The organism is Sporolactobacillus spathodeae, from assembly GCF_016908935.1.
Classification (GTDB): Bacteria; Bacillota; Bacilli; order Bacillales; family Sporolactobacillaceae; genus Sporolactobacillus; species Sporolactobacillus spathodeae.
On the sequence record NZ_JAFBEV010000005.1, the window covers coordinates 143,441 to 169,320 of the forward strand.

General features: G+C 46.4%; 26 protein-coding genes, 1 riboswitch and 1 other annotated feature. Of the genes, 2 read left to right on the top strand and 24 right to left on the bottom strand.

All coding sequences use genetic code 11. The annotated features are described in order from the left end of the window. Positions 1–5: 5 nt before the first annotated feature. From tgt to JOC27_RS04300, 8 genes are all read right to left on the bottom strand, one after another. Positions 6–1,148, bottom strand: a complete 1,143-nt coding sequence (gene tgt, locus JOC27_RS04265) for a tRNA guanosine(34) transglycosylase Tgt (protein ID WP_205005764.1) — start codon at positions 1,146–1,148, stop codon at positions 6–8. Beyond that, positions 1,148–2,191, bottom strand: coding sequence for a tRNA preQ1(34) S-adenosylmethionine ribosyltransferase-isomerase QueA (gene queA, locus JOC27_RS04270; protein ID WP_205005765.1), 1,044 nt, complete (start codon positions 2,189–2,191; stop codon positions 1,148–1,150). Before queA ends, tgt begins: the two co-directional genes overlap by 1 nt. A 22-nt stretch (positions 2,192–2,213) precedes the next feature. Then, positions 2,214–2,414, bottom strand: a complete 201-nt coding sequence (locus JOC27_RS04275) for a DUF2905 domain-containing protein (RefSeq protein WP_205005766.1) — start codon at positions 2,412–2,414, stop codon at positions 2,214–2,216. Between the two features lie 2 nt (positions 2,415–2,416). Further along, positions 2,417–3,418 (bottom strand): Holliday junction branch migration DNA helicase RuvB, encoded by a 1,002-nt coding sequence (ruvB, locus tag JOC27_RS04280; protein ID WP_205005767.1) that lies wholly within the window; start codon positions 3,416–3,418, stop codon positions 2,417–2,419. Positions 3,419–3,435: 17 nt separating this feature from the next. Beyond that, a complete protein-coding gene (gene ruvA / locus JOC27_RS04285) occupies positions 3,436–4,026 on the bottom strand; it encodes a Holliday junction branch migration protein RuvA (protein WP_205005768.1) in 591 nt (196 codons plus the stop codon). A gap of 221 nt (positions 4,027–4,247) precedes the next feature. Next, complete coding sequence (locus JOC27_RS04290; protein WP_205005769.1) at positions 4,248–4,973, bottom strand: YebC/PmpR family DNA-binding transcriptional regulator; 726 nt, start codon at positions 4,971–4,973, stop codon at positions 4,248–4,250. Between the two features lie 154 nt (positions 4,974–5,127). Beyond that, complete coding sequence (locus JOC27_RS04295; protein WP_205005770.1) at positions 5,128–5,697, bottom strand: YhcN/YlaJ family sporulation lipoprotein; 570 nt, start codon at positions 5,695–5,697, stop codon at positions 5,128–5,130. Between the two features lie 79 nt (positions 5,698–5,776). Further along, the gene (locus JOC27_RS04300) at positions 5,777–7,987 is read right to left on the bottom strand and encodes a LysM peptidoglycan-binding domain-containing protein (protein WP_205005771.1); all 2,211 of its coding nucleotides are present in this window, start codon (positions 7,985–7,987) and stop codon (positions 5,777–5,779) included. A 193-nt stretch (positions 7,988–8,180) separates the two neighbouring features. Here JOC27_RS04300 and JOC27_RS04305 point away from each other — a divergent pair, with 193 nt between their 5' ends. Then, the gene (locus JOC27_RS04305; protein ID WP_205005772.1) at positions 8,181–8,717 is read left to right on the top strand and encodes a transcription repressor NadR; all 537 of its coding nucleotides are present in this window, start codon (positions 8,181–8,183) and stop codon (positions 8,715–8,717) included. A 187-nt stretch (positions 8,718–8,904) separates the two neighbouring features. Here JOC27_RS04305 and obgE read toward each other — a convergent pair whose 3' ends face one another. The 16 genes from obgE to JOC27_RS04385 form a co-directional block, all read right to left on the bottom strand. After that, entirely contained in the window at positions 8,905–10,182 is a 1,278-nt protein-coding gene (gene obgE / locus JOC27_RS04310; RefSeq protein ID WP_205005773.1) for a GTPase ObgE, read from the bottom strand. Continuing rightward, positions 10,164–10,745 carry a Spo0B domain-containing protein gene (locus tag JOC27_RS04315; RefSeq protein ID WP_205005774.1) on the bottom strand — a complete coding sequence of 194 codons (582 nt, stop codon included), beginning with the start codon at positions 10,743–10,745 and terminating at the stop codon, positions 10,164–10,166. The genes obgE and JOC27_RS04315 overlap by 19 nt, the downstream gene beginning before the upstream one ends. A 224-nt stretch (positions 10,746–10,969) precedes the next feature. After that, positions 10,970–11,260, bottom strand: a complete 291-nt coding sequence (rpmA, locus tag JOC27_RS04320; protein ID WP_205005775.1) for a 50S ribosomal protein L27 — start codon at positions 11,258–11,260, stop codon at positions 10,970–10,972. Further along, positions 11,253–11,603 (bottom strand): ribosomal-processing cysteine protease Prp, encoded by a 351-nt coding sequence (locus tag JOC27_RS04325; RefSeq protein WP_205005776.1) that lies wholly within the window; start codon positions 11,601–11,603, stop codon positions 11,253–11,255. The genes rpmA and JOC27_RS04325 overlap by 8 nt, the downstream gene beginning before the upstream one ends. A 12-nt stretch (positions 11,604–11,615) precedes the next feature. Then, positions 11,616–11,924, bottom strand: coding sequence for a 50S ribosomal protein L21 (gene rplU / locus JOC27_RS04330; RefSeq protein ID WP_205005777.1), 309 nt, complete (start codon positions 11,922–11,924; stop codon positions 11,616–11,618). A gap of 16 nt (positions 11,925–11,940) precedes the next feature. Beyond that, positions 11,941–12,027, bottom strand: a sequence feature (ribosomal protein L21 leader region). Between the two features lie 66 nt (positions 12,028–12,093). Next, a complete protein-coding gene (locus JOC27_RS04335; protein WP_205005778.1) occupies positions 12,094–13,248 on the bottom strand; it encodes a ribonuclease E/G in 1,155 nt (384 codons plus the stop codon). Positions 13,249–13,365: 117 nt separating this feature from the next. Continuing rightward, on the bottom strand, positions 13,366–14,220 hold the full coding sequence (locus tag JOC27_RS04340; protein ID WP_205005779.1) for a site-2 protease family protein: 855 nt from the start codon (positions 14,218–14,220) through the stop codon (positions 13,366–13,368). Continuing rightward, complete coding sequence (locus JOC27_RS04345; RefSeq protein WP_205005780.1) at positions 14,213–14,980, bottom strand: M23 family metallopeptidase; 768 nt, start codon at positions 14,978–14,980, stop codon at positions 14,213–14,215. The genes JOC27_RS04340 and JOC27_RS04345 overlap by 8 nt, the downstream gene beginning before the upstream one ends. 821 nt (positions 14,981–15,801) lie before the next feature. After that, on the bottom strand, positions 15,802–16,599 hold the full coding sequence (gene minD / locus JOC27_RS04350) for a septum site-determining protein MinD (protein WP_205005781.1): 798 nt from the start codon (positions 16,597–16,599) through the stop codon (positions 15,802–15,804). Between the two features lie 31 nt (positions 16,600–16,630). Further along, on the bottom strand, positions 16,631–17,350 hold the full coding sequence (locus JOC27_RS04355; RefSeq protein WP_239529596.1) for a septum site-determining protein MinC: 720 nt from the start codon (positions 17,348–17,350) through the stop codon (positions 16,631–16,633). 98 nt (positions 17,351–17,448) lie between these two features. Continuing rightward, complete coding sequence (mreD, locus tag JOC27_RS04360) at positions 17,449–17,958, bottom strand: rod shape-determining protein MreD (protein WP_205005782.1); 510 nt, start codon at positions 17,956–17,958, stop codon at positions 17,449–17,451. Continuing rightward, positions 17,958–18,818: a rod shape-determining protein MreC gene (mreC, locus tag JOC27_RS04365; RefSeq protein ID WP_205005783.1), complete on the bottom strand. Its 861-nt coding sequence runs from the start codon at positions 18,816–18,818 to the stop codon at positions 17,958–17,960. Before mreC ends, mreD begins: the two co-directional genes overlap by 1 nt. Before the next feature lie 31 nt (positions 18,819–18,849). Beyond that, positions 18,850–19,893, bottom strand: a complete 1,044-nt coding sequence (locus JOC27_RS04370; RefSeq protein WP_205005784.1) for a rod shape-determining protein — start codon at positions 19,891–19,893, stop codon at positions 18,850–18,852. A gap of 73 nt (positions 19,894–19,966) precedes the next feature. Next, on the bottom strand, positions 19,967–20,653 hold the full coding sequence (radC, locus tag JOC27_RS04375) for a RadC family protein (RefSeq protein ID WP_205005785.1): 687 nt from the start codon (positions 20,651–20,653) through the stop codon (positions 19,967–19,969). A 227-nt stretch (positions 20,654–20,880) separates the two neighbouring features. Further along, positions 20,881–21,912 carry an SPOR domain-containing protein gene (locus tag JOC27_RS04380; protein ID WP_205005786.1) on the bottom strand — a complete coding sequence of 344 codons (1,032 nt, stop codon included), beginning with the start codon at positions 21,910–21,912 and terminating at the stop codon, positions 20,881–20,883. Positions 21,913–22,575: 663 nt separating this feature from the next. Further along, positions 22,576–24,273, bottom strand: coding sequence for a sensor domain-containing diguanylate cyclase (locus tag JOC27_RS04385; RefSeq protein WP_205005787.1), 1,698 nt, complete (start codon positions 24,271–24,273; stop codon positions 22,576–22,578). Between the two features lie 171 nt (positions 24,274–24,444). Beyond that, positions 24,445–24,550, top strand: a riboswitch (SAM riboswitch). Positions 24,551–24,693: 143 nt separating this feature from the next. On the opposite strand from JOC27_RS04385, the gene JOC27_RS04390 reads away from it, so the two are divergent. Then, positions 24,694–25,824 (top strand): vitamin B12 independent methionine synthase, encoded by a 1,131-nt coding sequence (locus JOC27_RS04390; RefSeq protein WP_205005788.1) that lies wholly within the window; start codon positions 24,694–24,696, stop codon positions 25,822–25,824. The last annotated feature ends 56 nt before the right edge of the window (positions 25,825–25,880 follow it).

Here is a 25,880-nt window from a genome sequence, read left to right on the forward strand (position 1 = left end):
ATCGTTTAGAAATTTTTAGCGTTCGGCTGATTAAAGCCGTAAGACTCAAAGAATTCTTCTCTGAAATCAAGCAACCGATCGTCCATAATTGCTGATCGGACACGCTTCATTAATTTTATCAGAAAATAAAGGTTATGGTAAGTAGTCAGACGAAATCCAAAGGTTTCATTTGCTTTTACCAAATGGCGAATATACGCCCGCGAATAATTTTTGCAGACCGTGCAATCACATTGATCGTCAAGTGGGCCAAAATCATGCGCATACTTGGCGTTGCGGATGACCAAACGCCCGTGTGAAGTCATACAGGTTCCATTCCGAGCAATCCGCGTCGGCAACACACAGTCAAACATATCAATGCCGCGAATCGTGCCGTCAATTAATGAATCAGGCGATCCGACCCCCATCAGATAACGCGGCTTGTCGGACGGTAGAAGAGGCGTCGTAAACGCCAGCATCTCATTCATTGTCTCTTTCGGTTCACCAACCGAGAGCCCGCCGATTGCATAGCCTGGAAAATCCAGTGAGGTGAGATCACGAGCAGACTGTTCACGCAATTCCTTAAAGCCACCGCCTTGAACGATACCAAAGAGCGATTGCATCTCCGGATTGATATTTGCCGCGAGGCAGCGTTCTGCCCAGCGGCTCGTTCGCTCTGTCGATGTTTTCATATAATCAAAGGAGCACGGATACGGCGGACATTCGTCAAAGGCCATCATAATGTCCGAACCAAGCGCATTCTGAATCGCAATCGATTTCTCTGGCGTCAGAAATAATTTCTCACCGTTCAAGTGATTGCGGAAGTGGACGCCCTCTTCCGAGATATCGCGCAATTTGCTCAGGCTGAAGACCTGAAAACCTCCGGAGTCGGTCAGGATCCCTTGATCCCAGTTCATAAACTGATGAAGGCCACCGGCTTCACGAACAATTTCTTCTCCGGGACGCAGCCAGAGGTGATACGTATTACTCAGAATCACACCAGCGCCCATTTCTTTCAGTTCGCGCGGACTCATTGTTTTCACAGTCGCCTGCGTCCCGACCGGCATAAACATTGGCGTGTCAAATGTGCCGTGTGGCGTGTGCAAACGGCCGAGCCTAGCGCCAGTATGCTTCTCAGTTTTAATTAATTCGTAAGTGACTGCGTGATTCATTATTTGTGAATTCCTTCCTCGATAAACATCGCGTCGCCAAAGCTGAAGAAGCGATAGCGTTCCGCAACGGCTGTTCGATAAGCTTTTAAGATAAAATCGCGACCGGCAAACGCACTGACGAGCATGATTAGCGTTGACTTTGGTAGATGAAAATTCGTAATCATCGCATCAATCCCGCGATATTTAAAACCTGGATAGATAAAAATAGTCGTCCAACCCGAAGCCTCTTGAAAATGTCCATCGAATTTAGCGCATATCGTCTCTAGTGTCCGGATAACGGTCGTGCCACAAGCGATAATCCGTTTACCTTCAGCACGCGCTTTTGTTAATGTGTCCGCAGCTTGCGCCGACATTTGATAAAATTCGGAATGCATCGTATGTTCTTCTATTTTGTCCACTTTGACCGGACGAAATGTCCCGAGTCCGACATGCAAGGTGATGAAGACAAGATGAACACCTTTTTTCTCAATCTCAGCGAGCAATTCCTTTGTAAAATGAAGACCTGCCGTCGGTGCAGCCGCTGACCCACGGTGCTTTGCGTAAACGGTTTGGTATAAATCTGGATCATCAAGCTGTTCTTTTATATAAGGCGGCAGCGGCATTTTCCCTAGTTCTTCCAGCACTTCGTAAAAAATACCCGTATAGTGAAAAGCCATCAATCGGCGCCCTTCATCAAGCTCCTCAATACATTCTGCGCTCAGGCGACCGTCACCAAACTGAATGTGTGCACCTTGATGAACGCGTTTTGCCGGCTTCGCAAGACATTCCCATGTATCGCCTTCGGTCTGCTTTAGCAGCAGTAGTTCAATTTTCGCGTTCGTCTCTTCTTTATGCCCAATCAGACGGGCGGGCAGTACTTTGGTATCGTTGAGCACAAGGCAGTCGCCTGGGTTCAGATAGTCAATGATCTCACTGAAATGATGATGTGCGATCCGATCCTTATTCGGATTCAAAACCATCAGCCGGGAAGCCGCGCGATCTTTCAATGGTGTTTGCGCAATCAATTCTTCAGGTAACTCATAATCAAAATCAGATACATCCATCTTTCTACAGCACTCGCTTTCTTTAACGAAAATGATTGATCAGATAAAAAATTAGGGATAAAACAAGACTAATTACAAGACAGGTGACAATTGGGAACATGAACGTAACATTACCTTTTTTAATCACGATGTCGCCGGGTATTTTACCGATAAGTGGCAGACAAAGACCGACAATGAAGAGAACCACCCCGAGCACCATCAGTGTGCGACTTAAATCCCCCATAATCAGCTCTCCTTTGCGATATGAAGATGTGTATAGGCTAGACTTGTCGCCACACGTCCACGCGGCGTACGCTGAATAAAGCCAAGTTGCATTAAATAGGGTTCATAAACATCCTCGATCGTGTGTCGTTCTTCACCGATAGCTGCGGCTAGCGTGTCCAGACCAACCGGACCACCGCCGAATTTTCGAATCATGCCTTCAAGCAGCTGGTGATCGACACGGTCAAGCCCCGCCTCATCGACGTGAAGACGGGTTAAGCCTCTCCGAGCAATATCGCAAGCGATCGCTCCCCCTGTTTCAACTTGGGCAAAATCACGGATTCGCCGAAGCAGGCGGTTGGCAATTCGCGGTGTTCCGCGCGATCGTCGCGCGATTTCAAAGCTCGCTTCCTGATCGATTGCCACATGCAAAACCGCTGCCGTCCGCCGGACAATCTGAGCCAATTCATCCGTTCGATAAAATTGCAGCCGGTTGACAACGCCGAAACGATCGCGCAACGGCGGCGACAAATAACCGGCTCGGGTCGTCGCGCCGACAAGCGTGAACGGCGGAAGATTCAGGCGGATCGAATGGGCGGTTTCATCCTTGCCGATGACGATATCCATGCAGAAATCTTCCATTGCCGGATAGAGCACTTCCTCGACATTGCGACTCAGCCGATGAATCTCATCAATAAAAAGCACATCTCCCGGCTCAAGCGATGACAGAACGGCAGCTAAATCGCCGGGCCGCTCCAACGCCGGACCAGATGTCATTCGGATGCCTGCACCCATCTCGTTGGCAATTATCATGGCCAACGTTGTTTTTCCAAGTCCCGGCGGTCCGTATAGCAACACGTGATCGAGAGGTTCCTGACGCTCTTTCGCTGCTTGAATAAAGATTTGAAGATTTTCTTTGATCTCTGTTTGCCCGATATAATGGTCGAGATCCGCCGGACGAATCGACTGCTCAAGACCTTGATCTTCTATTGATGATTCACCGGACATCAGCCGTTCTTCATCCATTGGCATTCACCTCTTTTTTACCCTTTCATCAGCAGACGTAACGCCTCTTTCACATAATTTTCAGCTGTCAACTCTTGTTTGCTGAGTACAGGGAGGACACGTTTAATCTCTTTCTCGGAGTAGCCGAGCATTTTCAAGGCATCACTGGCTTCATCCAGCGATTGATTGCCTTCCTCTGGATGCGCCGCATGGCTGACCCCAATTGAAAAATCTTTCAGTTTGCCCTTTAAATCAAGAATAATCTGTCCAGCTGTTTTCTTCCCGATCCCTGGAAAACGCGTCAGATAACGTTCATCCTCCGCTTCAATCGCTCGGATAATTTCCTCTGTTTCACCAGACGCCAGAACAACGAGCGCTATTTTGGGTCCGATACCGGAAACTGAAATTAAGCGGATAAACAATTCACGTTCTTCACGGCTTTTAAACCCGTATAAAATATTCGTGTCCTCGCGCACATACTGAAAGAGGAAAACCACTGTCTCTTTTTTTAGAAGCGGCTGATAACTGAATGGATTGGCGCAGACAATTTGATAACCAATTCCACTTTGTTCGAGAACAATTCCATTTCCCGATAAATAGGTCAAAACGCCTTTAATATAATCAAACACGCTCCCGCTCCTCACTCGTCCCATTTTATACTCATTATCATAGCATAAGCGCAGCTTGCTGTAATAAAACAAAGCTGATTATCCCGCAGGCGTCTCGCGCTTTCGCTGCTTTTTTTACAACAAATAAGCTCATCTACTTTTCTTACTGACAAAGAAAAGGGACACCCGATACCGAATGCCCCTCACCTGATTACACTCATTTTTCAAAAATCCAAACAGTTTCAGGCTTCTTCCAGATTACTGTAGATATCCTGAACGTCATCATTATTCTCAAGTGTGTTCATCAGTGTTTCCATCTTTTCCAAATCATCACCAGTTAAAGCGGTTCTTGTTTTCGGGATCATAGCCACTTCGCCGCGATCGATCGCATAGCCTTGTTCGTCTAAAGCTTTTTTGACGTCTTCAAACGATTCCGGCGAGGTGGTAATGATAAAGCGATCTTCTTCGGTCTGCACATCGTCAGCACCAGCATCAATGGCATCCATCATGACTTGGTCCTCGTCGAGGTCGTCCGTTTTTTCGATTTCGATCAAGCCCTGCTTATCAAATAAAAAGGCCACACTCCCTGATTCGCCGAGATTGCCGCCGCTCTTTGAAAAAGCATGGCGGATTTCCGACGCGGAACGGTTGCGGTTATCCGTCAGCACATCAACCATTACAGCCACGCCGCCTGGTCCGTATCCTTCATAGGTTATTTCCGTATACGTCACGCCATCGAGATTGCCTGTAGCCTTATTTATCGCCCGGGAAATATTATCATTAGGCATATTTGCTGCTTTGGCTTTTTCAATGGCATGCCTCAGTCCCGCGTTCATTTCCGGATCACCACCGCCCCGGCGTGCTTCCGTATAAATATCTTTGGATAATTGCATGAAAATTTTTCCGCGAATGGCGTCCAGCGCATTCTTTTTATGCTGAATGTTATTCCATTTTGAGTGACCTGACATAAAAATTCTCCTCTCTTTCTGATTCTTACCCTTTGTAAGGCGCGCATTTCATCTATCGAATCAGATACATTTCCGTTTCTCATTATACATATTTTTATTACTGAAAAAAAGAGCAAGGAAAAATCCCCTGCTCTCTCCGGATGAAGGATCCGATTTATTTTGCGTTGTTTTGAAAGGGACGTTTTAGCGCGCTTGAGAGATCATTAATAATCCCAGTGACGTCCGTGCGGAACTCACGCATCCCTTTACCGGTATTAAAACGTGTTTCCAAATTCGTTATCTTGGTGACATAACGGCGGTCGGTTGTTATATAGACATGTCTGCCACCTGCAAGCGGTTTAACTGCCAGGTACACCGATTTTCTAAGCGCTTTTAACTGCGTCGTGGCAGAATCAGCCTCTAAGCCGATCAACACATTATTTCGGCTAACCACCACGTGAGCCTTGGCTACACCGCTGATTGACGCTGCCCGATCTGCTATCTGCTTCGACAATGCTTTATCAGTCGTATAGCTATTCTGCATGATATTTGGCTGCTGCGTCGAATAATACGGAACAGTTGAATTCGCATTAGGCACATAGGACGTATTTGGCACCGTTGAATTCGTACGATAGGTCACATTTTGTGTCCCATTCGGCGTTTGATAAGCGGAGTTCGCGCCGCATCCGGCGAGCACTCCGGTCATCGTCAAAACAGCCCCTAACGTCATCACAACTTTCTTCACTTGTAAATCCCCCTTTCGCTTTTATCATGTGTGGCGAAAGGAGTTTTTACGCTTATCAAAAATTACCTGTAAGGGTGCCTTAATCGCCTCGCGGTGCCTTATTTTTTGATACGTATGGATTCATCGGCGGTTGATTTCCGCCGTAATAGCTAGGCCCTTGATAAAAAGGTGAATACAGCTTCGGGCCGCATCCGCCGCAAGGTTGCTTCGTCGCTGGCATATAAGGGTACGGATAGCCGCCAACCATTCCTTTCCCGACTGGCAGATTTTTTGATGGCATTGCAGGTAGCTGCGTACTTTGTCCGCCGACGACGTGTTGCTGTGGCATCCATGGTGCAGTAGCGCTCGTCTGCCCTGCCTTAATAGACTGACTCGGTTGAATGGCCCCTTTTTTCATAAATGGATAATCTTGATAGGCGTTTACTTGTGATGGACTCATCGCGTTTGGAACGTTCGGGCCTGTGCTCGTCGGACTCACCGCGCTCCCTTGCAGCATCGTATTTGGGTAACCCCATTTTGGGCCTGTTGCGGCCGGACTCGTTGCCGTCGGCGCTTTGGCATACATTGGACTTGTCGCACTTGGGCTCATCGCACTCAGTGGAACATTTGGACCGGTGCTTGCTGGACTCACCGCACTCCCTGGCAACATCGTATTCGGATAGCCCCATTTTGGGCCTGTTGCGGCCGGACTCGTTGCCGTCGGCGCTTTGGCATACATTGGACTTGTTGCACTCGGACTCATAGCACTCTGTGGAACATTCGGACCGGTGCTTGCTGGACTCACCGCGCTCCCTGGCAGCATCGTATTCGGATAACCCCAATTCGGACCTGCCGCGGCGGGACTCGTTGCCGTCGGCGCTTTGGCATACATTGGACTTGTCGCACTTGGGCTCATCGCACTCTGTGGAACATTCGGACCGGTGCTTGCTGGACTCACCGCGCTCCCTGGCAGCATCGTATTCGGATAGCCCCAATTCGGGCCTGTTGCGGCGGGACTCGTTGCCGTCGGCGCTTTGGCATACATTGGACTTGTCGCACTTGGGCTCATCGCACTCTGCGGAACATTCGGACCTGTACTTGCCGGACTCACCGCGCTCCCTGGCAGCATCGTATTCGGATAACCCCAATTCGGGCCTGTTGCGGCGGGACTCGTTGCCATCGGCGCTTTGGCATACATTGGACTTGTCGCACTTGGGCTCATCGCACTCTGTGGAACATTTGGACCGGTACTTGCTGGACTCACCGCGCTCCCTGGCAGCATCGTATTCGGATAGCCCCAATTCGGGCCTGCCGAGGCGGGACTAGTTGCCGTCGGCGCTTTGGCATACATTGGACTTGTCGCGCTTGGGCTCATCGCATTCAGTGGAACATTTGGACTGGCGCTTGCTGGACTCATCGCACTCCCAGGAAGATTGGCATTCGGGCCCCAATTTGGAACCTGTGAATACGGACTAACCATTGAGTGTGTCGTGACTGGAGCAATATGTGTCGGCTCCTTTGGATAAAAAATGATCGGATAGTCTTCTTTAGGTTTCGTCGCTGCTGGCGACACCGCTGCGTTCGCATTCGGCTTCGTCGCTGCTGGTGACACCGCTGCGTTCGCATTCGGCTTCGTCGCTACTGGCGACACTGCTGCGTTCGCATTCGGCTTTGTCGCTTCTGGCGACACTGCTGCATTCGCATTTGGCTTCGTCGCTGCTGGCGACACTGCTGCGTTCGCATTCGGCTTCGTCGCTGCTGGTAACACCGCTGCGTTCGCATTTGGCTTCGTCGCTGCTGGTGACACCGCTGCGTTCGCATTCGGCTTCGTCGCTGCTGGTGACACCGCTGCGTTCGCATTTGGCTTCGTCGCTGCTGGTGACACCGCTGCGTTCGCATTTGGCTTCATCGCTGCTGGTGACACTGCTGCGTTCGCATTTGGCTTCGTCGCTGCTGGCGACACTGCTGCATTCGCATTTGGCTTCGTCGCTGCTGGCGACACCGCTGCATTCGCATTTGGCTTTGTCGCTTCCGGCGACACCGCTGCGTTTGCATTTGGTTTCGACGCAGAAGGCGTCATAAATTGCGATAGTGGGATTTTCTTCTGCCCAAGTAATTTGATTTTCGGTTTCTCCGAACGCATAGCGACTCGGACCGGCTGTATGCCAGCATCAATAATAACTTTCATTCCAGCTCTTAATGTCCTATCCGTCACATGTTCATTCATCTTTATAAAGTTTTCCAAGGTCATCCCATTTTTATTTGCAATACCCGCTAGTGTGTCGCCCTGTTGCACAACATATAATTTCACGGTTCCCATCCCTCCTGTGAAAGTCACTTTTATGTATATGGCTCTACTAGGCATTTTGCCACTGTTTCTGCAGAAAACTTGTCGAAGTGACACCATATTTCGGGATAAGCCCGCTTTTTTGTCCACCTACGCCGTGCAAGGAATACAAGGATTGATTATAATAAAACAAGCAAAATATATGTGGAGGTTGCAAATGTCGGAAATCCAGAACAAGCGCCGTCCTGCTAAAGAGAGACGCGAGCAAATTATCCAAATTCTAAGGAAAGCTTTAGCACCGGTTACCGGCAGTGATCTGGCAGTACAGCTCTGCGTCAGCCGTCAGGTGATCGTTCAGGATATTGCGCTGCTCAAAGCGCGGCTCATCCCGATTATTGCTACCGCTCAAGGCTATTTATTTTTGGAAAAGACGGAGAATGTAAAAACAACTCGATTGATTGCCTGCAAACACAGTGTGTCGGAAACAGAACGTGAGTTGACCCTGATTGTTGATAATCACGTTTCTATAATCAACGTAACGGTTGAGCACCCGCTCTATGGCGAAATGACTGGATCCTTAATGATTCGCTCACGGCAGGATGTCGCACAGTTTATTGAACGTCTGTCTGCTACTAGAGCTTCACTTCTCTCTTCTCTGACAGGTGGCGTTCATCTCCATCTTCTTGAGGCTGATTATCCCGAACAAATTGATCACGCTGTACTTGATTTGAAAGAGGCCGGCTTTTTGCTCTAGAAAGTATGAAAAGAGGTTGTCACAAGAGCCAATTTTTATTTGACCATATGGGACAGCCTCTTTCTTTTTCTTGCGTATTATAAGCGTCTTGCGCCTTTGCTGCATATCAGAAAAACTTGGCTTAGCCAAGTCCATTTTTTGCAAAAATCTTTATACTTTGTTATCTCTTAAAGAAAATGCGGGCTTTTTAATCTGTATATTCAAATTCAAAATCGAGGATACGTACTGTGTCCCCTTCCTGAACCCCTTTTTCCTTCAACGCGTCATCGACGCCCATGCTGCGTAATTGGCGGGCAAAACGGCGAATCGCTTCATCATGATGAAAATTGGTCATTTTAAATAAATGTTCTAACTTTGCCCCCGAGACATTGAAAATGCCATCGCTGTCTCGAATAATCGTGAATGGCGCTTCTTCCATTTCAAACTGAAAAACAGTATCTTGTTTTTCTGTTTCTTCAAGCGGGAAAAGCGGCGTTTTCTCAATTAATTCATAAACTTTGTTAGTTAATGGCTTTAAGCCTTCATGTGTGACTGAAGAAATGGGATAAATCGGAACATCCGCACTGATTTTTTTACGGAAAGCTTCCAAATTCTCACTTGCACCCGGTAAATCCATTTTGCTCGCAGCAATCACTTGTGGGCGTTCCATCAGTCGATACTGATAACTTTTTAATTCCTCATTAATCTTCTGATAATCGTCGAATGGATCACGTCCCTCGCTACCGGACATATCGACAACATGGACAATAACACGAGTTCGCTCAATGTGCCGAAGAAATTGGTAACCAAGACCGGCACCCTCGCTCGCGCCTTCAATAAGTCCGGGCAAATCGGCAATCACAAAACTGCGTCCCTCATCCACTGACACAACCCCAAGATTCGGCGCAAGCGTTGTAAAGTGATAGGCAGCGATTTTCGGTTTCGCTGATGTGACTGCGGACAATAGCGTTGACTTTCCGACACTTGGGAAGCCGACGAGACCCGCATCCGCGAGTAGTTTCAATTCAAGCACAACTTCGCGTTCCTGACCCGGTTCACCGTTCTCTGAAATATAAGGAGCAGGATTGGCTGGCGTTGAAAAGCGACTATTGCCGCGGCCGCCGCGACCGCCTTTTGCAATGACTGCACGTTGGCCATTTTCCGTTAAATCGGCCAATACGTCGCTTGTCGCTGCATCGCGAACCACAGTGCCAGGCGGAACAAGGACAATTAGCGGTTCGGCGCTTTTACCATGCTGATTTTTCGTTCGGCCATTTTCCCCTTTTTTCCCTTTGAAATGTCGTTTATAGCGGAAGTCCATCAGTGTTCGAAGTCCTTCATTGACGACAAAAATAACATCGGCACCTTTCCCACCGTCGCCGCCGGCTGGACCGCCATCAGGTACATACTTTTCCCGACGGAAAGCGACCATGCCGTTGCCGCCATCACCGCCTTTAACAAATACTTTTACTTGATCGACAAACACAAATTCCACCTCATTTTTTGTTCCTCATTCTCCTCAATATAGTGTTCTTCGCAAGGAAACGAATCATTCAGGAGCTTCTCTCGAAAAGTCGCAAAGGCTGCCTCTTTTTGTTGCAACGCCCCAGAATAAAGGATCTTGATCTGTAAACCAGACGTATCGTTCAAAATGTAAAGATCAAAAAAATTATCCGTTAACTCGGAGGCATATTGCTTGAAATACGTCAGAAGCTCAGCAAACAGCATCGTTAGCTGTTCGTCAATAATCGAGAGACGCTTTGCTCCGACAGGCGCTTCGCTAAGCGGCCGCAAACCCTCAGCAACATGCACAGCGATTTGGAAAGGAAGCGCTGACCAGACTGCAGTCGTTAAAAAAAAAGTCACTTTCGGTAAATTCAATCGTGAGAGTCGTGCTTGCTCTCTCAATTGTTCAGTAATTTGATCAATGATTTCATTTGCTTTCTGTGTCTTTTGCATATAGAGATAACCTTTTATCAGCTGGAGCTGATTCAAGAGTACATGCCGTGCCGAACTGATTATTTTAACGCCCTCTTCCTCAGTAATCATTCCGGTTCCTCCTACCAAAATATACTAAGACAAGTATAGCAGAAAAATCAAAAATCGCTTTTATATGGCATCGTAGTTCAGAAAAACTTGGCATTGCCAAATCCGCTATGTTCTTGGCAAAAAAATCCATGCTTTATTCATAAAAAAAGACAGCAAAGATATCCTGCAAACAATACAGAATCCTCTGCCGTCTTTTTGGCGAAACCATTCAGCTGTCCACCGAATTATGCTTCCTGAGCAACCGGGTAAACACTGACTTTTTTCAAGCCTTTGCCAAACTTTTCGAATTTAACAATACCGTCAGCCGTAGCAAACAAAGTATCGTCGCCTCCGCGTCCAACGTTGGTTCCCGGGTGAATCTTCGTACCGCGCTGACGATACAAGATCGAACCGCTCGTCACCAACTGGCCGTCCGCACGCTTCGCGCCGAGACGCTTCGCGATCGAATCACGGCCGTTCTTCGTGCTACCCACACCTTTTTTGGATGAAAAGTACTGAAGATCGAGTTTAAGCATGATCGACACCTCCTTTATCGTGAATTCGTAAAAATTTACCGTACGATTGCTCAATGGTTCGCATCGAGACAATCATTGCCTCAAGAATTAACTGCGCCTTGTCCTGATCGCTTTCTGATGCCTGTTCATCCGCTCTGTAATCAAGCAACCCGCCATCAGGTGCCTGTTTGACATCCGGATGACTATGTGTCAATGCTTCGACCGCGTTAATCGCGCCAAAAGAGACTGCTGAAACACCAGCACAAACGAGATCATAACCATAGGGGCCGCTGCCAGCATGTCCGGATAAACGAAATCCGGTAATACGCTCGCGAGACGACCGTTCCACATGGAGCGTTATCACGCGCAGTCACCCTCAGGCATTGATTTTTTCAATCGTAACCTTTGTGAAAGGCTGTCTATGCCCTTGTTTCCGACGATAGTTCTTTCTTTTCTTGAACTTGAAAACGATGATCTTCTTGTCACGGCCCTGTTCAACAACTTTTGCCGTAACAGTCGCACCAGCTACGAGTGGCGCGCCAACCTTAACTTCTTCACCGCTGACGAAGAGAACTTTGTCAAACGTGACCGTATCCCCAGCTTCTGCCTGAAGCTTTTCAACAACGATCGACTGTCCTTCTTCAACCTTCAATTGCTTGCCGCCTGTTTCAATAATTGCGTACATGCTTCTGCACCTCCTTTATTAATCTCAGACTCGCCGGTTCAAGGCAGCCAATTGGCATTTATCGACCCATCCAGTCGCCAGTCCCGTGCGGTTGGAGCGAGAGGCTCCGTCTGATCATTCATCATTCAGACAATGACAACGTTTATGTTACCATAGGTCATACGGACTGTCAATCCGTGTTATTTTCCTTGTCTCTTTGGTAATCCTGCAGACTGTATCGCTGCCTTTTCCGCGTGATTTCATATAATCCCATGGCGGTGAATCCAAAAAATTTCACTGTTTCCGTATCCCTTGCAAAGCCAGCACGTAAAGCGTCAGCCACCTTCTTGCGATCGTCTTCTTCAGCAAGACGCAAAAAATCGATCACGATCATGCCACCGATGCCTCTGAGTCGAATCTGACGGGCAATTTCGGTGGCTGCCTCACAATTGATTTGTAGCGCACGGGCTTCCCAATCATCGCGTATATGTCTTGTGCCAGAGTTCACATCAATAGCGGTCAGTGCTTCGCCAGAATCAATGACGAGTGAGCCGCCTGCTTTTAGTGGCACCATGCGTCGCAAGGCATCTTGATAATTTTTTTCCAAACCATATTTTTCAAAGAGGTCACCTGTTTCTTCACGAACCCAGCGAATCGCCGTCACAAGACTTTCACAATCGCAAGTGCTGCCGCAGTACACCGTACAAGATTTCGGCCAATGATTTTCATTCAATATCGAAGTCAGAAAAGTAAATGGCCGCTCGACTAAACCGGGCTTTTCCATTTTCTGATAACGTTCATAAATCGTGTTCCATCTCTTGCGCAAGCGGTCAAACTCGTTCTGGAGCGTAATTTCATCAAGCAATTGTGCTTCCGTTCGGACGATCACGCCTTCTTCGCCCACACACCACGCGGCTGCCGAATGCCGAAGCGAAGTGCGCAGCGGTTCTTCAATGGCTCGCGACGCGGCGGAATAATGGCTGAACGGTAAGAAAACCAGACCCTGTCCAGCTATTTGGATTTGTTCAGTCAGCTGCGCGCCCTTGCCCCTGCCTGGCATTTTCTCGACCTGGACAATGAGATGGGATCGCTTCCTCATTTGGTCGGGATGGAGGGCTTTGTCACGGGGAAGAAAGGCGCTCGTGCCATCACCAAGAGTCAGAAACCAACCTGCAGCTGCCAAACGTTCTTCAGTCACTTCGGCATAAAAAATATCACCCGTCTGTAGCCGGTTTTCTGAAGCTTGCAAATAAAACGAAAGCAATTCACCATTTTGAAGCAACGCTGCCCGCGTCAGACCGCTCTGTCGGCCATCAATAATCACTCGCCACTCATCCGCATCCACCCGCTCACCCCCATCAAAGTCCTGATTGCCTTAATTATGGCAAATTGACCCAAAACAAGCAAACAGTGAAAAAGAACTTGAGCACGAATTCATTTCGATTAATTCCTATCAAAACAGCTAGAGGAAAGCAGCCCGGCAATCTTCAATGGTATTACCCGAACATCTGCCCGCGAAGAAAGCGGCAACCATTTTCTGGCCGTCTAACGGCGGCAGCGCATGTCCCTCAATATAAACGCGATGCGAAGACTGCCTATAAAACGTCGCAAAAACTTCTGACAACGGTGTCTCCGGTTGAACCGTTACATGACGAACAATTGAAAATTGTCTTTTCTGATGTGCCATTTTGAGCAGAAAGCGGAGAAAATGAACGGCAATCGCGCGGCGTTCTTTGTAAAGCGATAAGCCAAGAAAAGATAGGACAACCCAGAGATTAAGCGAATAGGGGAATAGGAAAAACACAAAAACAGAGAGCAGACATAACGCAACGAACGAGAACGATAAAACCTTCTTGTACGCCGCGCGAAAGGGGTAGCAGCGCTGCAAAATGAGATGCAGCAGACGCCCACCGTCAAGCGGCCAGATCGGCAGTAAATTGAATAATAAAATCGCCGAATTCTGGTTGATAAAGATATGTTGCTCAGGTGCTCCCCAAAAAGGCAGTGCAAAGAAACTTAGGGACAAGATAGGTAGCAGCAAATGCTGCAGCGGGCCTGCAAGAATAACAAGACATTCCTGCCAGAACGGATGGTCCACATTTTCATCAATTTGCGCAACACCGCCAAAAGGCAATAATTCAATTTTTATGATTTTCCATCCAAATAAATAGGCAGCTGCAGCATGTCCCCATTCATGAATCAATACAATGAAAAACGCGATTATCGCTTCCCACAAATGACCTGTGATCAGACCAGCCGCAAGAATCAGCCAAAAGAGCGGATGAACAGTTGTATGCACGAGTAGAAATTTAATCAAAAGACATCACCTGAATCGGATCGATGAATTTCGCTCCTTTCTTGAGTGCAAAATAGAACGTGCCCTTTTTTCCGCCAGATGTTGTCCCAATTTTTTGCCCTTGAGTCACGTTCTGATAGACTTTGACCGTCACTTTATCAAGATGTCCGTACCACGATTCACTATGATCTTTATGCTGAATTATTATCGTCTGCCCAGTTGCCTTCTTTTCACCGACAAACAGAACCAGTCCATCCTGTACAGCTTTAACAGCTTCTTTCGACGTGGTTTTCACTGTAACACCCTTCGTCTTGCTGCTATAAGGGGCTGTCACCTCACCAGTCACTGGTTCGGCGAATTTCCCATTTGAAGAAGCGGACAGGCTGCTGCCTTTATTGTTTCCCGTGCCTGGAAGAAAGCTGATCGGATTGCCCAAATTTTTTTCGTACCAACTGGACACAGCCTCAAATTGAAATTCCTGAGTCATAGCTGCTTGCAACGACTGATCGATCGGTTTCATGAAAGACTGCGTATTGTTATGCGCCTCGTACGCGCCAGCTACAAGCAATGAAGACAAAACGATTTGAACAAGCAGCTGACGACCCGGACGCCGTGTTTTGTCAGAAGGCGTCTCCATCTGTTTATCAAAATGGCGATAGCGCTCATACGGTCTATTTCCTTCGAATTTTGTTTCTTGACGGATATCGGCGGGATAGATCTTTTCGAGCGTTTTGTTTTTCCGTTCGCGGTGTCTGCGTTTATACTCCTCGATAGCATTCATCTTCTCTTCTTCCTTCCCCGTTTGCCCTTTTTTCACTCTATAGAAGCATTGAAAATTCAAAAGTTGGCCATGCGTTAAAGCTTGTCTTTCAATGATTTTCTATAAAAGGGTATGCTGAAAAAGTAGATTTATGTTCCCGCGATTATATGACTTCAGGCTATAAGATAAACCTGGCCTAGCCAAGTCTTTTTTTGTCTAAATTACGCTCCGGTCGCTCGCATGCCGCGGGCGATCCGTGAGCCTCCTCAAACAGGCTAGAATCTGCGGAATCTCACTTGGCTCGCTTTTCCCGCAGGCGTCTCGCACCTGCGCTGCATTTTTGTGCAAAAATCCTTATACTTTCTTGTAACAATTACGCTCCGGTCGCTCGCTTGCCGCGGGCGATCCGTGAGCCTCCTCAAACAAGCTAGAATCTGCGGGGTCTCACTTGGCTCGCTTTTCCCGCAGGCGTCTCGCACCTACGCTGCATTTTTGTGCAAAAATCCTTATACTTTCTTGTAACAATTACGCTCCGGTCGCTCGCTTGCCGCGGGCGATCCGTGAGCCTCCTCAAATAGGCTAGAATCTGCGGGATCTCACTTGGTTCGCTTTTCCCTAAGGCGTCTCGCGCCTTCGCTCCATTTTTTGTGCAAAATCTTATACATTCTTATCTTTTGAGAAACACTTGGCCTAGCTAAGTCTCTTTTATCTCAATTGTGCTCCGGTCGCTCGTTTGTATCAGGCACCAAAGCAAATACAACGTATGGTTTCAACCTATTAAAAAAGGAACTCCTCCTTTTCGGAAAAGTTCCTTATCGTATCCTGTTTGTACTGGCAAACGATTAACGCATGCCGAGAAGATTTTTGACTTTATGAAAGAATCCAGGATGATCATCCAAAACCATCAGTGGAACGGATTCGCCAAGTATTCTGCGCCCGATATTCCGGTAAGCTTGGGAAGCCTTTGAGGAAGGAGTCATCGCGATCGGTTCGCCCTTATTGGATGAAGAAATCACATCATCGTCATCCTGAACGATGCCAAGAAGTTCGATAGCAAGAATATCCATGATTTCATTGATCTCTAGCATGCCGCCGTTCCGAATCATATGCTGTCGGATTCGATTGATGACCAAGCGCGGAGGCGTAATCTGTTTTTCTTTTTCAAGGATGCCAATCACGCGGTCCGCGTCACGTACCGATGATATTTCCGGTGTGGTGACAACAATTGCATGATCTGCACCGGCAACAGCGTTCTGAAAACCACGCTCAATACCAGCCGGACAATCGATAATAATATAATCGAAGTCAGCTTTTAATGCATCGACAATTTTCTTCATTTCCGCAGGTTTCACGGACATTTTATCTGTTGTCTGGGCGGCAGGTAGAAGACTGAGCGAGGCAAAACGTTTATCTTTGACCAAGGCTTGGTTGAGTTTACAACGATTATGCGCCACGTCAACCAAATCATAGATAATGCGATTCTCAAGTCCCATCACCACGTCTAGATTGCGCAGACCGATATCTGTATCAACCAGACAAACCTTTTTCCCCTGCAACGCAAGCACGGTGCCGATATTCGCCGATGTCGTTGTTTTGCCGACACCGCCCTTTCCAGACGTTACAACAATGGCTTCCCCCATAGTCCACACCTCTCTCACATTGTTCCGTTTATTAAGAATTTCTCTTAAAATCAGTCGATAAATCCCGATGCTTCATCACATTTTGAATTTTGCCAATGACAATCTTCTTTTGTTCCTGATCGAAATAAGCAACTTCGATTGTGTGCGAATCGCTGCCCTCTTCCTGTTGTCGCTGTTCACCAACCGCATCAAGCTTACTGACATGCGAGCCAATCCGAAGCTGTGTCGGCTTCATGATGGACGCGGCAACCACTGCCTTCGAGTCGTTATCGCCGAATCCAGCACAAGCAAGTCCTCGTAGTGTGCCGAGAATATAAACATTTCCAGTCGCACGAATCGTGCCGCCTGGATTGACGTCACCGATCAAGAGAACATTTCCTTCAATCATTAATTCTTGTCCGGATCGTACAATCTGTGCGACAGAAATCAATTGCTCTTTTTTTTCTTGATTTTCAAACTCATCACGCGTCATGACATTCGACTCGATTTGCTCCACTTCAAGTGATTTATAAGAACGAATCACTGCTATCAATTCATCGCGATGTTCCGGGCTTAAATATCGATTTCCCGCTTCGACTTTAACAGATATGGGTGGCCCTTCCTGATACAATTGATGATTAACCGATAACTTTTCCTTAAGTTCTGCAAGAAGAACAGGATAGGCACAATTTTCATCTAAAACGAGAATAAACCCGTTTTTTCGCCCTTTCATTGTCACAAGTGGGGAAGTGGAAGAAATACTGGTCGACATCGGGAATATTCACCTCAATACCATAAAATATTCAACACATCGATTAAAAATCCTCTTATAACTTATCGACAGAAACCGTCAAATTCTTCATTTATTCTTCAGCGTTTACCCGCAGTCGACTCCATGACACGCCGCAATGGATAAAAACTAATCAAGGCGAAAGCAGCGTTGAGAAGCATTGTTGGCACGAGGTGAGCTGACAGGAAAGCCCAGAAACTTTGCTGCGTCATACCAATCATTAAATAGATCAGATAAACAATGAATTGTTCCACAAGGAGACCAAAGTTACTGAGTAACAACGCTGACACAACCGTAATTGTCACCCAGCGTGACAGCCGATAAGTCAGATAGACAGTCAGTGCCATCGAAAACGCGTAAACGCCTAAAACAGGTGTGAAAATGATATCTGTCAAGAAGCCGAAAAGAAGCGAATAGCGAAAGCCCCAATCCAAACGCCCAAATAAAGTCACCAGTAGTAAAGCGACGAAAACAAATTGTGGGACCATTTGAACCGACGCATCACTGGTGCTATAAAAGAACCGCGGCATGACTGTCCCCTGTACAAGGAAGAGCAGAAACAGGATAATAAATAGCTTAAACTGTTTCATCATTGACCTCCTGTACCTGCCGACGCTGCCTTTCGTTCAATGACCGCGACGTAATTCAGATCATTAAAATCAACTGACGGTTTGATTTTGGCCGTCTTCGTTAATCCATACTGATCGGTTGATACGGACACAATTTTACCGATTGAAAGCAATTTAGGATACATCCGGCTTAAGCCAGAAGTCAGGACACTTTGTCCTTTCTTAATTTTGGCGTTAATCGGCACCTTTTGCAAAGAAAGCGTGCCAGCATTAGGATTATAGCCAGTAATCATACCGTACGTATTGGCTTTTTGAATGATCGCGGATATTTGACTGACATCCTGTGTGTCCGTAATCAAGAATACCTTGCTTGTAAAATTTCCGACCGATCCCACTTTCCCGATCAGCCCTTGATCGTTCACAACCGCCATGCCCGCTTTGATACCATTTAGCCGGCCTTTGTCAATCGTCAATTGCTGGTTCCAAGCATCAGAAGAACGAGCAATCACCATTGCTGGATACTTTTTATAATCAAATAAATTAGGATCTTTATTGATGCCGAGCAATTTCTTCATTTGATTATAACTATGCGTTAATTCTTCATTCTGCTGTTCAACTTGTGCATAGTGTTCCAGATCGCTTTTCAGCTTTTTATTTTCCTGATAAGCGCCGCGCATATCGTCAATATTCTGAAAGAAACCCGCTGCATATTGAGCGGGTACATTAAGCACATATTGAAACCAGCCAACTGTATCCTGCGCAAAACGTTCAGGCAATGAGGCGTGCGTTTCATTTTTCAGCGAGTAGCTAATTAAAGCGATCAGGACAATAAGACTGGTTAATAGGACAATAAGTTTTTTATTTGAGAAAAATGAAGGCATAAAGACACCTGCTTAATTCATGTGTTTTTGATCAGCTGTTTTTCGTTGCGGAGCTGAACTTTGACTTGTTGCGGAAAAGATGAAGATTCTCCAATGAACGTCCGGTACCAATGGCAACACAATCCAGCGGATTTTCCGCAACGATCACCGGCATTTTTGTTTCTTCGCTCAACACGCGATCCAGATGATGCAGCAAGGCGCCACCACCAGTCAGAACAATGCCACGGTCCATAATGTCTGCGGCTAATTCAGGCGGGGTTTTCTCAAGGGTCACTTTCACCGCTTCAACAATATGAGCAACTGTATCGCTAAGTGCTTGCGCTACTTCCATGCCTGTCACTTCAATGGTTTTTGGCAGACCCGTCAGCAAGTCACGACCACGGATGTCCATCTTCGCTTTTTCCTGTGCTTCATCATGACCCGCCGAACCAATTTCAATCTTCAGCATTTCAGCAGTGCGTTCACCAATCATCAGATTATAATTTTTCTTTATATATTGAATAATCGCCTCGTCCATATCGTCTCCAGCAATACGAATGGACTGGCTGGTGACAATCCCACCAAGCGAGATAATTGCAACTTCTGTTGTTCCGCCACCAATGTCAACGACCATGCTTCCTGTCGGTTCCCAGACTGGCAAATCGGCACCGACTGCAGCAGCAAAGGGTTCTTCAATCGTATAGGCTTCTCTTGCCCCAGCCTGTTTCGTTGCATCTTCAACGGCACGCTTTTCGACAGCTGTGATGCCTGAAGGCACGCATACCATCACATTTGGTTTCCGTGAGAACATGGATCGCTGCTTCTGGGCCTCGTTAATAAAATATTTCATCATCGTTGCCGTCGTATCAAAATCAGCAATAACGCCGTCTTTCATTGGACGCACTGCGACAATATTCCCCGGTGTACGCCCAATCATATTCTTTGCAGGGGTACCGACAGCTTCAATCATCCCTGTATCTGTGTGTAATGCGACAACCGATGGTTCACGAACCACGACACCTTTTCCTTTAACATATACCAACGTGTTTGCAGTACCGAGGTCAATCCCCATATCTCTTGAAAATCCGCCAAACATCTATGTAATCTCCCTTCATCATTTCAGAACTCATAAATTTTATTATAACTTACTTAGCGATAAAATTATAGAACTAGAATAATCCTTTTTGCTTGAGGCTGACAAATTTCCGATCACCGATCACAATATGATCCAGCACATCGACACCAAGCATCTTCCCGCAGGAAACAAGACGCCGTGTGACATCGCCATCTTCACGGCTCGGTGTCGGATCACCGCTCGGATGATTATGAAAACAAATAATGGAAGCCGCTGACCGTCTGACCGCTTCTTTAAAAACTTCACGTGGGTGGACGATTGACGCGTTCAGCGAACCGACAAATATCGTTGTCTTATGAATGACCTGATTCTTGGTATTCAGAAATAAGACAACAAAATGTTCCTGAGCTAAAAAACGCATGTCTTCCATGACATAATTTGCGCCATCTTCCGGCGAGCGGATCGTATAACGCTGTACGGCAGCCGGACGAACCAGTCTCCTGCCGAATTCAATACAAGCGGCAATAAGTGCCGCTTTCGCTTCACCAATCCCCTTTACTTTTTGTAATTCCTCAATACTTGCTTCACTGAGCGCGTTCAGTCCACCAAAATGATTAATTAATCGTTGCGCCAATTGGAGCACCGACTCGTTTTTCACCCCTGATTGGAGCACTATAGCCAGCAGTTCCTGATTCGACAATACAGCGGCACCCTCGCGTACCATTCGTTCTCTTGGACGATCAGCCTGCGGCATATCACGCATCATCATTTTTTCTCCCATAGTTTTGCCTCCCCGCCCGCAAACATGCGCCGCTGAATGATTCCTCTCCAATCGAAAAATCATCAAACCCGCTACCTTTGATTTTCTGCAGGCTTTTCCTTTAAAATACCTCAGCCAGAGAATCATTGCAGGCGGAGAAAAGAGAAAAAAAGCAGCAACAACTACTGCTTTTCTATATTTTTCGTTTCGATTAAAGCTTTTATGACAATTTTTTTATTAAAAAGGCTTTATTTTTCTGAAGCAGCTGCGGGCAAATCAATCATTCCTTGATAGAGAGCAATCAGTTCAAGCAGCGCTTTCTGATAAGAAGCAAACTGCGGTCCCGTCTGGCCTTTCACACTGACCACCGTTCTTGAAACCGCGTTTTGCACGGCAGTCTTTATTGAGGCAGATAAACTGGCTAGCTGGCGGTTGCTTGTCTGTACGTTGATTTTCTGCAATTGATCGGACAATTCAGCGAGCTTGACTGATACTTTTTTGTCCGGGTGGATTTTGCTACCGCTCTCAATGATAGCGTTTTGTGCCATTTCCATGATTATCGCCCGTGTTATCCGTGCAAATTGAGCATTTTGATTATTGTGGAGAACCTCTGGATCAGACGCCGGCTGAAAACGGAGCTGTTTCTGATAAACCGGCACGTTCTGATTCTTATAATAAGCGGCGAGTCGCTGTGCACCACTACTACCGCTTGCGGCGCCAATAAAAAGCACGGTTTCATTTGAGCCTCCGGATAGAACCGCAAGACCTTTACTGCGCAGAATAGCAGCCGCTGCTTCGGCTTTTGCTTTCGTTGAATAAACACCTGCTTGCAGAAAATAGGCGGTTATTTGCAAATCATTTTTGTTGATTGAGGCAACTTGCCCGCTGACAGTTGTGGCATTGTTTCGTTCCCAGGTACTGCTTGTTTGCTGTTTCTGGCCTGAAAAAAGAATGAGCATCGTTAGACCGATAGCCAATCCGATGACGATCGCTGCTGTGGCTGGAAGCCAGAACACGTGCAACGTTCGAAAAAATTTTTTAACGGGCGGCAGTTCCTGCTGGACAGGAAAAAAGCGGAGATGTTTTTTAACATTTTTATTGGCGGCTTCCTTTTCCGGAGCGTCTGCAGAGCCGGCTTGCATTTTAGGAAAAGCCTCACTCCAGTCAAGCATATGTTCTTTGTCTGCGGCGGTTTCTTTCTGTGTCCATTCCTCAAGTGTATGCTTTTCACCATTGAATCGAATGCTGATAGGGGCATGCTTTTCTTTATTGTCGGCCACGTTTTTATCCTCTTTTCAACAGGATTCTCTATTGCATATTTTTTTAGAAAAATTTGGTTTAGCCAGTCTTTTTTTGTAACAACTACGCTTCGGCTGCTCGCTTGCCGCGGGCGATCCGTGAGCCTCCTCAAACAAACTAGAATCTGCGGGGTCTCACTTGGCTCGCTTTTCCCGCAGGCGTCTCGCGCCTGCGCTGCATTTTTGTGCAAAAATCCTTATACTTTCTTGTAACAATTACGCTCCGGATACTCGCTTGCCGCGGGCGATCCGTGAGCCTCCTCAAACAAACTAGAATCTGCGGGGTCTCACTTGGCTCGCTTTTCCCGCAGGCGTCTCGCGCCTGCGCTGCATTTTTGTGCAAAAACTAATACCTTCTTTACTAATTAGAAAATTAGACAAAAAACGTCCAGTCCTTTTTTGAAGCAAATACGCTCCGGCTGCTCACTTGCCGCGGGCGCCTGCATTGACTTTGTGTCAGAATAACAGTATCAACATGGTTCAAAAGGCAAATCATTTATTCGATAGAATTGAAATCGTTCTCGTGATTGCTGAATAGTAATTGAAGAATATCATAATTCATGTAAAAAAGGACAAGACTTTTGTCGTCTTGTCCCCAATATTTTCTATCAGAAAAAGTCATGATTCGCCAAAGTTTGACGCGGTTCAACCATACCGTGACACACGGTTTTTCCCCATTCGTTTGGCACCACTGTACATGGCGTGATCAGCTTTACGAATCAGTTCAAATGGTTCGTCTGCATCTTGAGGTGCTGTGGCTGTGCCCACACTGATGGTCACATCAATTGATTTATAGCGATGCTCTTGATCGAGATAGATCATGAATGGTTCATCGGCGATTGATTGCCGGATCTTTTCTGCGAGTGCAAAACAGTCGTGGCAGCTCACGTTCGGCAGAACAATGGTGAATTCTTCGCCCCCATAGCGAACAGACATTCCGCGATGCCCAACCACACGGAGCAAGCGGTTTGCTACACCAATCAACACATCGTTACCATTCTGATGTCCGTACTGATCGTTAATCTGTTTAAAATTGTCAATATCAAACATAATAATGGATAGTGTCTGCTGATCGCTCATTTCAAATCGTTTATTTAAAACAGCGATTAAATAACGATAATTATAAAGTCCGGTTAGCGGACAGTGCTCGCTTTCTTTCTTCGTAATTTCAAAGCTATGGGCATTACGCAAGGCGATTGCAAGAAAGTTGCCTACGATTTCAAGACCGATGCGATGCGTTTTTGAGTAACCGGATTTGACGCTCGTCCCAAACGTCAGTACACCGATTACTTTTCCTTGGTAAAACATTGGAACCGAGAGAAAGGATCGAACTTTATTTTGCGAGAGCGCCTTGATATAGGGATACATATCTTTTTTCCGTGAACCGATTGTTGCTTTGCCACTGTGGTAAACATCGAAACTGACGTCCGCTTTTATTTGGTACGGGACAAAAATTCCGTCGTTTTCTTTCCGATATTGGCAAATCAGCCGCGGCTGATCCGGAACGTCATAGAGAACTATATAGCCATAATCGACATCAAGCATCGATGGAAGTTCTTTGAGCAAAAGTTCAATGATATGATCCGCGGATAGAGCTTCAGTCAGTTTCTGACCAAGATAATTGACACGTTGTAAATATTCAGACATTTGCTGACTGGAATTGAATAAGCGAATAATAATGGAAAGTGCAACCATTGGAACGGCGATCAAGAACATACCGGACAAGCCTTTAATCGCATACAGGGTGTAAAAAGCTACACCCATTGGCATCATCATCACGGTTGCAACAATTTCCCAGACCGAATCCTTCTCAAAAGGCTTGACCAACTGGGAAGGGGAACCGATCAGCCACCTTCGAAAAACGTATAAAAGAATTTCATTAGTTATATAAGAAGCCAGATAAAAGCCGAAAACAGGCACAGCGTTATTCAGCAGAAAGTGCAGTTTGTCTGGATGCACTTCACCACCAAGCAAGTAATAAACCGCTCCTTCGGTAATTGACATGCCAAGAAACATCAACATGTTCAAAGGAATACGATAGGAATCCGCCCAGTTCAGTCTCTGCGTGAACAGATAGACAGTAATCGCTAATTCTGTTAATAGAGCCTGAATGAATAATCCGAAAATGAGAAGCGCGGCAAGTCCAATACCTTGGAGTAAAATAATATCTGTTCTGCCAACTTTAAAGCTAAAAAAGACAGTAATTAAATAAACAAAGGCGACTGTAACCAGTGAGGCTACAGCCATATTCCTCGGAGGATCGTTCATATAAAGCACAGCAAACGCCGTGGGTGTGATCAAGATCCAAAGTATCCATAATATTTTTTTCCTAGATAAAGTCAATCGCACTTCCCCCTTTGTCCAGATGTGCGATGAGCATGTCTAATTAAACAAGACTAATTGACTAAGTGTATTGTAGCAAATGGTAATACATAAGGGAAGTATTTTTTGTTTTTTCAGGGTCTTGAAAAAACAAAACATTTCAGTTACACTGCTTGTAAGCTTAATAATGAATTCTTATCTAGAGAAGTCGAGGGACTGGCCCAATGACACTTCAGCAACCGCCGTTCTTTTACGGTAAGGTGCTAATTCCAGCAGGCAATTGCTTGAGGGATAAGAAGAGTGTGCGGCAGTCCCCTCTTCTTATGAAGAGGGTTTTTATTTTCGCATTTTTACTATTCCAGGTTTCGACTCAATTCAAGCAATGAAACTTGCTAGAAAAAGTCGAAATCATTAAAGATTTTACAAATGGAGGGAACAAACATGTCCGTAAAAACCCAAACCAAAGGTCCGTTCCGATTTGATCAAGTAGGCAGTCTACTTCGGACGGAAGAACTAAAAACCGCTCGCGAAAAATTTAACGCTGGTGAAATTGACCAGGAGGCACTGACGCTTATTGAAAATGAATCGATTAAAGAAATTGTCCGTAAGCAAATCGATGCTGGATTGAAAGCAGTCACTGACGGTGAATTTCGCCGCAGCTGGTGGCATCTCGATTTTCTTGCGGGCTTAAACGGTGTCGAAACCTATAGTCAACACGCCAGTTATAAGTTTCACGGGGCAAACACACGCGATACAAATGTCCGTTTCATTGATAAAGTCTCCTATAATCCGAACCATCCGTTTTTCGCAGCGTTCCGCTTTTTAAACGAGATTGTTCCAGAAGGCATTACCGCAAAGCAGACAATACCGAGCCCAACACTTTATTTCCGTGATAACCGTAGCGATAATGCACCGAAATTTTATCAATCACGCCTCGCGTTTCTGACTGATTTGGCAGCTGCATACAGGCAAACGATTCAACATTTCTACGATTTAGGCTGTCGCTATTTACAACTGGATGATACAACTTGGGCATTTCTCATTGACCGGCTCATTCATGCAGAAACAGACGAAGAAAAAGCATTCTACCGCAAGCTTGCCGAAGATAGTGTCTTCGTGATTAACGAATCGATAAAGGATCGCCCTGATGACCTGACGATTACGACTCATATCTGCCGTGGCAATTTCCGTTCCACCTTCCTCTTTTCCGGCGGCTATGCCCCTGTTGCCAAGTATCTGGCACAACTGAACGTCGACGGCTATTTTCTTGAATACGACAACGAGCGTTCCGGCGATTTTACGCCGCTGAGCGAACTGGCGGCAAGCGGTACTGAGAAAAAAGTCGTTTTGGGATTGATCACGTCAAAATTCCCGGAACGCGAATCTGAAACAGCGCTTCAGGAACGAATCCAAGAGGCAGCCCAATACGTGCCGATCGCCAACCTTTGTCTGTCAACACAGTGTGGCTTTGCTTCAACTGAAGAAGGCAATAAACTGACGGAAGAAGAACAATGGGCAAAACTGAGACTGGTTGTCGACACCGCTAAGCATGTCTGGGCAGACGCTGAATAATTCAATTGGCAAAAACGCGTGATCGCTACCAAGGCGATCACGCGTTTTTATTGACA

Coding starts and splice junctions, on each gene's coding strand:
- JOC27_RS04370 (WP_205005784.1), bottom strand. CDS start 19,893: ATGTTTGGCGGATTTTCAAGAGATATGGGGATTGACCTCGGTACTGCA.
- JOC27_RS04275 (WP_205005766.1), bottom strand. CDS start 2,414: ATGGGGGATTTAAGTCGCACACTGATGGTGCTCGGGGTGGTTCTCTTC.
- radC (WP_205005785.1), bottom strand. CDS start 20,653: ATGGGAGAAAAAATGATGATGCGTGATATGCCGCAGGCTGATCGTCCA.
- tgt (WP_205005764.1), bottom strand. CDS start 1,148: ATGAATCACGCAGTCACTTACGAATTAATTAAAACTGAGAAGCATACT.
- JOC27_RS04355 (WP_239529596.1), bottom strand. CDS start 17,350: ATGTCGACCAGTATTTCTTCCACTTCCCCACTTGTGACAATGAAAGGG.
- JOC27_RS04345 (WP_205005780.1), bottom strand. CDS start 14,980: ATGAATGCTATCGAGGAGTATAAACGCAGACACCGCGAACGGAAAAAC.
- JOC27_RS04390 (WP_205005788.1), top strand. CDS start 24,694: ATGTCCGTAAAAACCCAAACCAAAGGTCCGTTCCGATTTGATCAAGTA.
- mreD (WP_205005782.1), bottom strand. CDS start 17,958: ATGAAACAGTTTAAGCTATTTATTATCCTGTTTCTGCTCTTCCTTGTA.
- queA (WP_205005765.1), bottom strand. CDS start 2,191: ATGGATGTATCTGATTTTGATTATGAGTTACCTGAAGAATTGATTGCG.
- JOC27_RS04305 (WP_205005772.1), top strand. CDS start 8,181: ATGTCGGAAATCCAGAACAAGCGCCGTCCTGCTAAAGAGAGACGCGAG.
- mreC (WP_205005783.1), bottom strand. CDS start 18,818: ATGCCTTCATTTTTCTCAAATAAAAAACTTATTGTCCTATTAACCAGT.
- JOC27_RS04315 (WP_205005774.1), bottom strand. CDS start 10,745: ATGATTACTGAGGAAGAGGGCGTTAAAATAATCAGTTCGGCACGGCAT.
- rplU (WP_205005777.1), bottom strand. CDS start 11,924: ATGTACGCAATTATTGAAACAGGCGGCAAGCAATTGAAGGTTGAAGAA.
- rpmA (WP_205005775.1), bottom strand. CDS start 11,260: ATGCTTAAACTCGATCTTCAGTACTTTTCATCCAAAAAAGGTGTGGGT.
- ruvB (WP_205005767.1), bottom strand. CDS start 3,418: ATGGATGAAGAACGGCTGATGTCCGGTGAATCATCAATAGAAGATCAA.
- JOC27_RS04290 (WP_205005769.1), bottom strand. CDS start 4,973: ATGTCAGGTCACTCAAAATGGAATAACATTCAGCATAAAAAGAATGCG.
- minD (WP_205005781.1), bottom strand. CDS start 16,599: ATGGGGGAAGCCATTGTTGTAACGTCTGGAAAGGGCGGTGTCGGCAAA.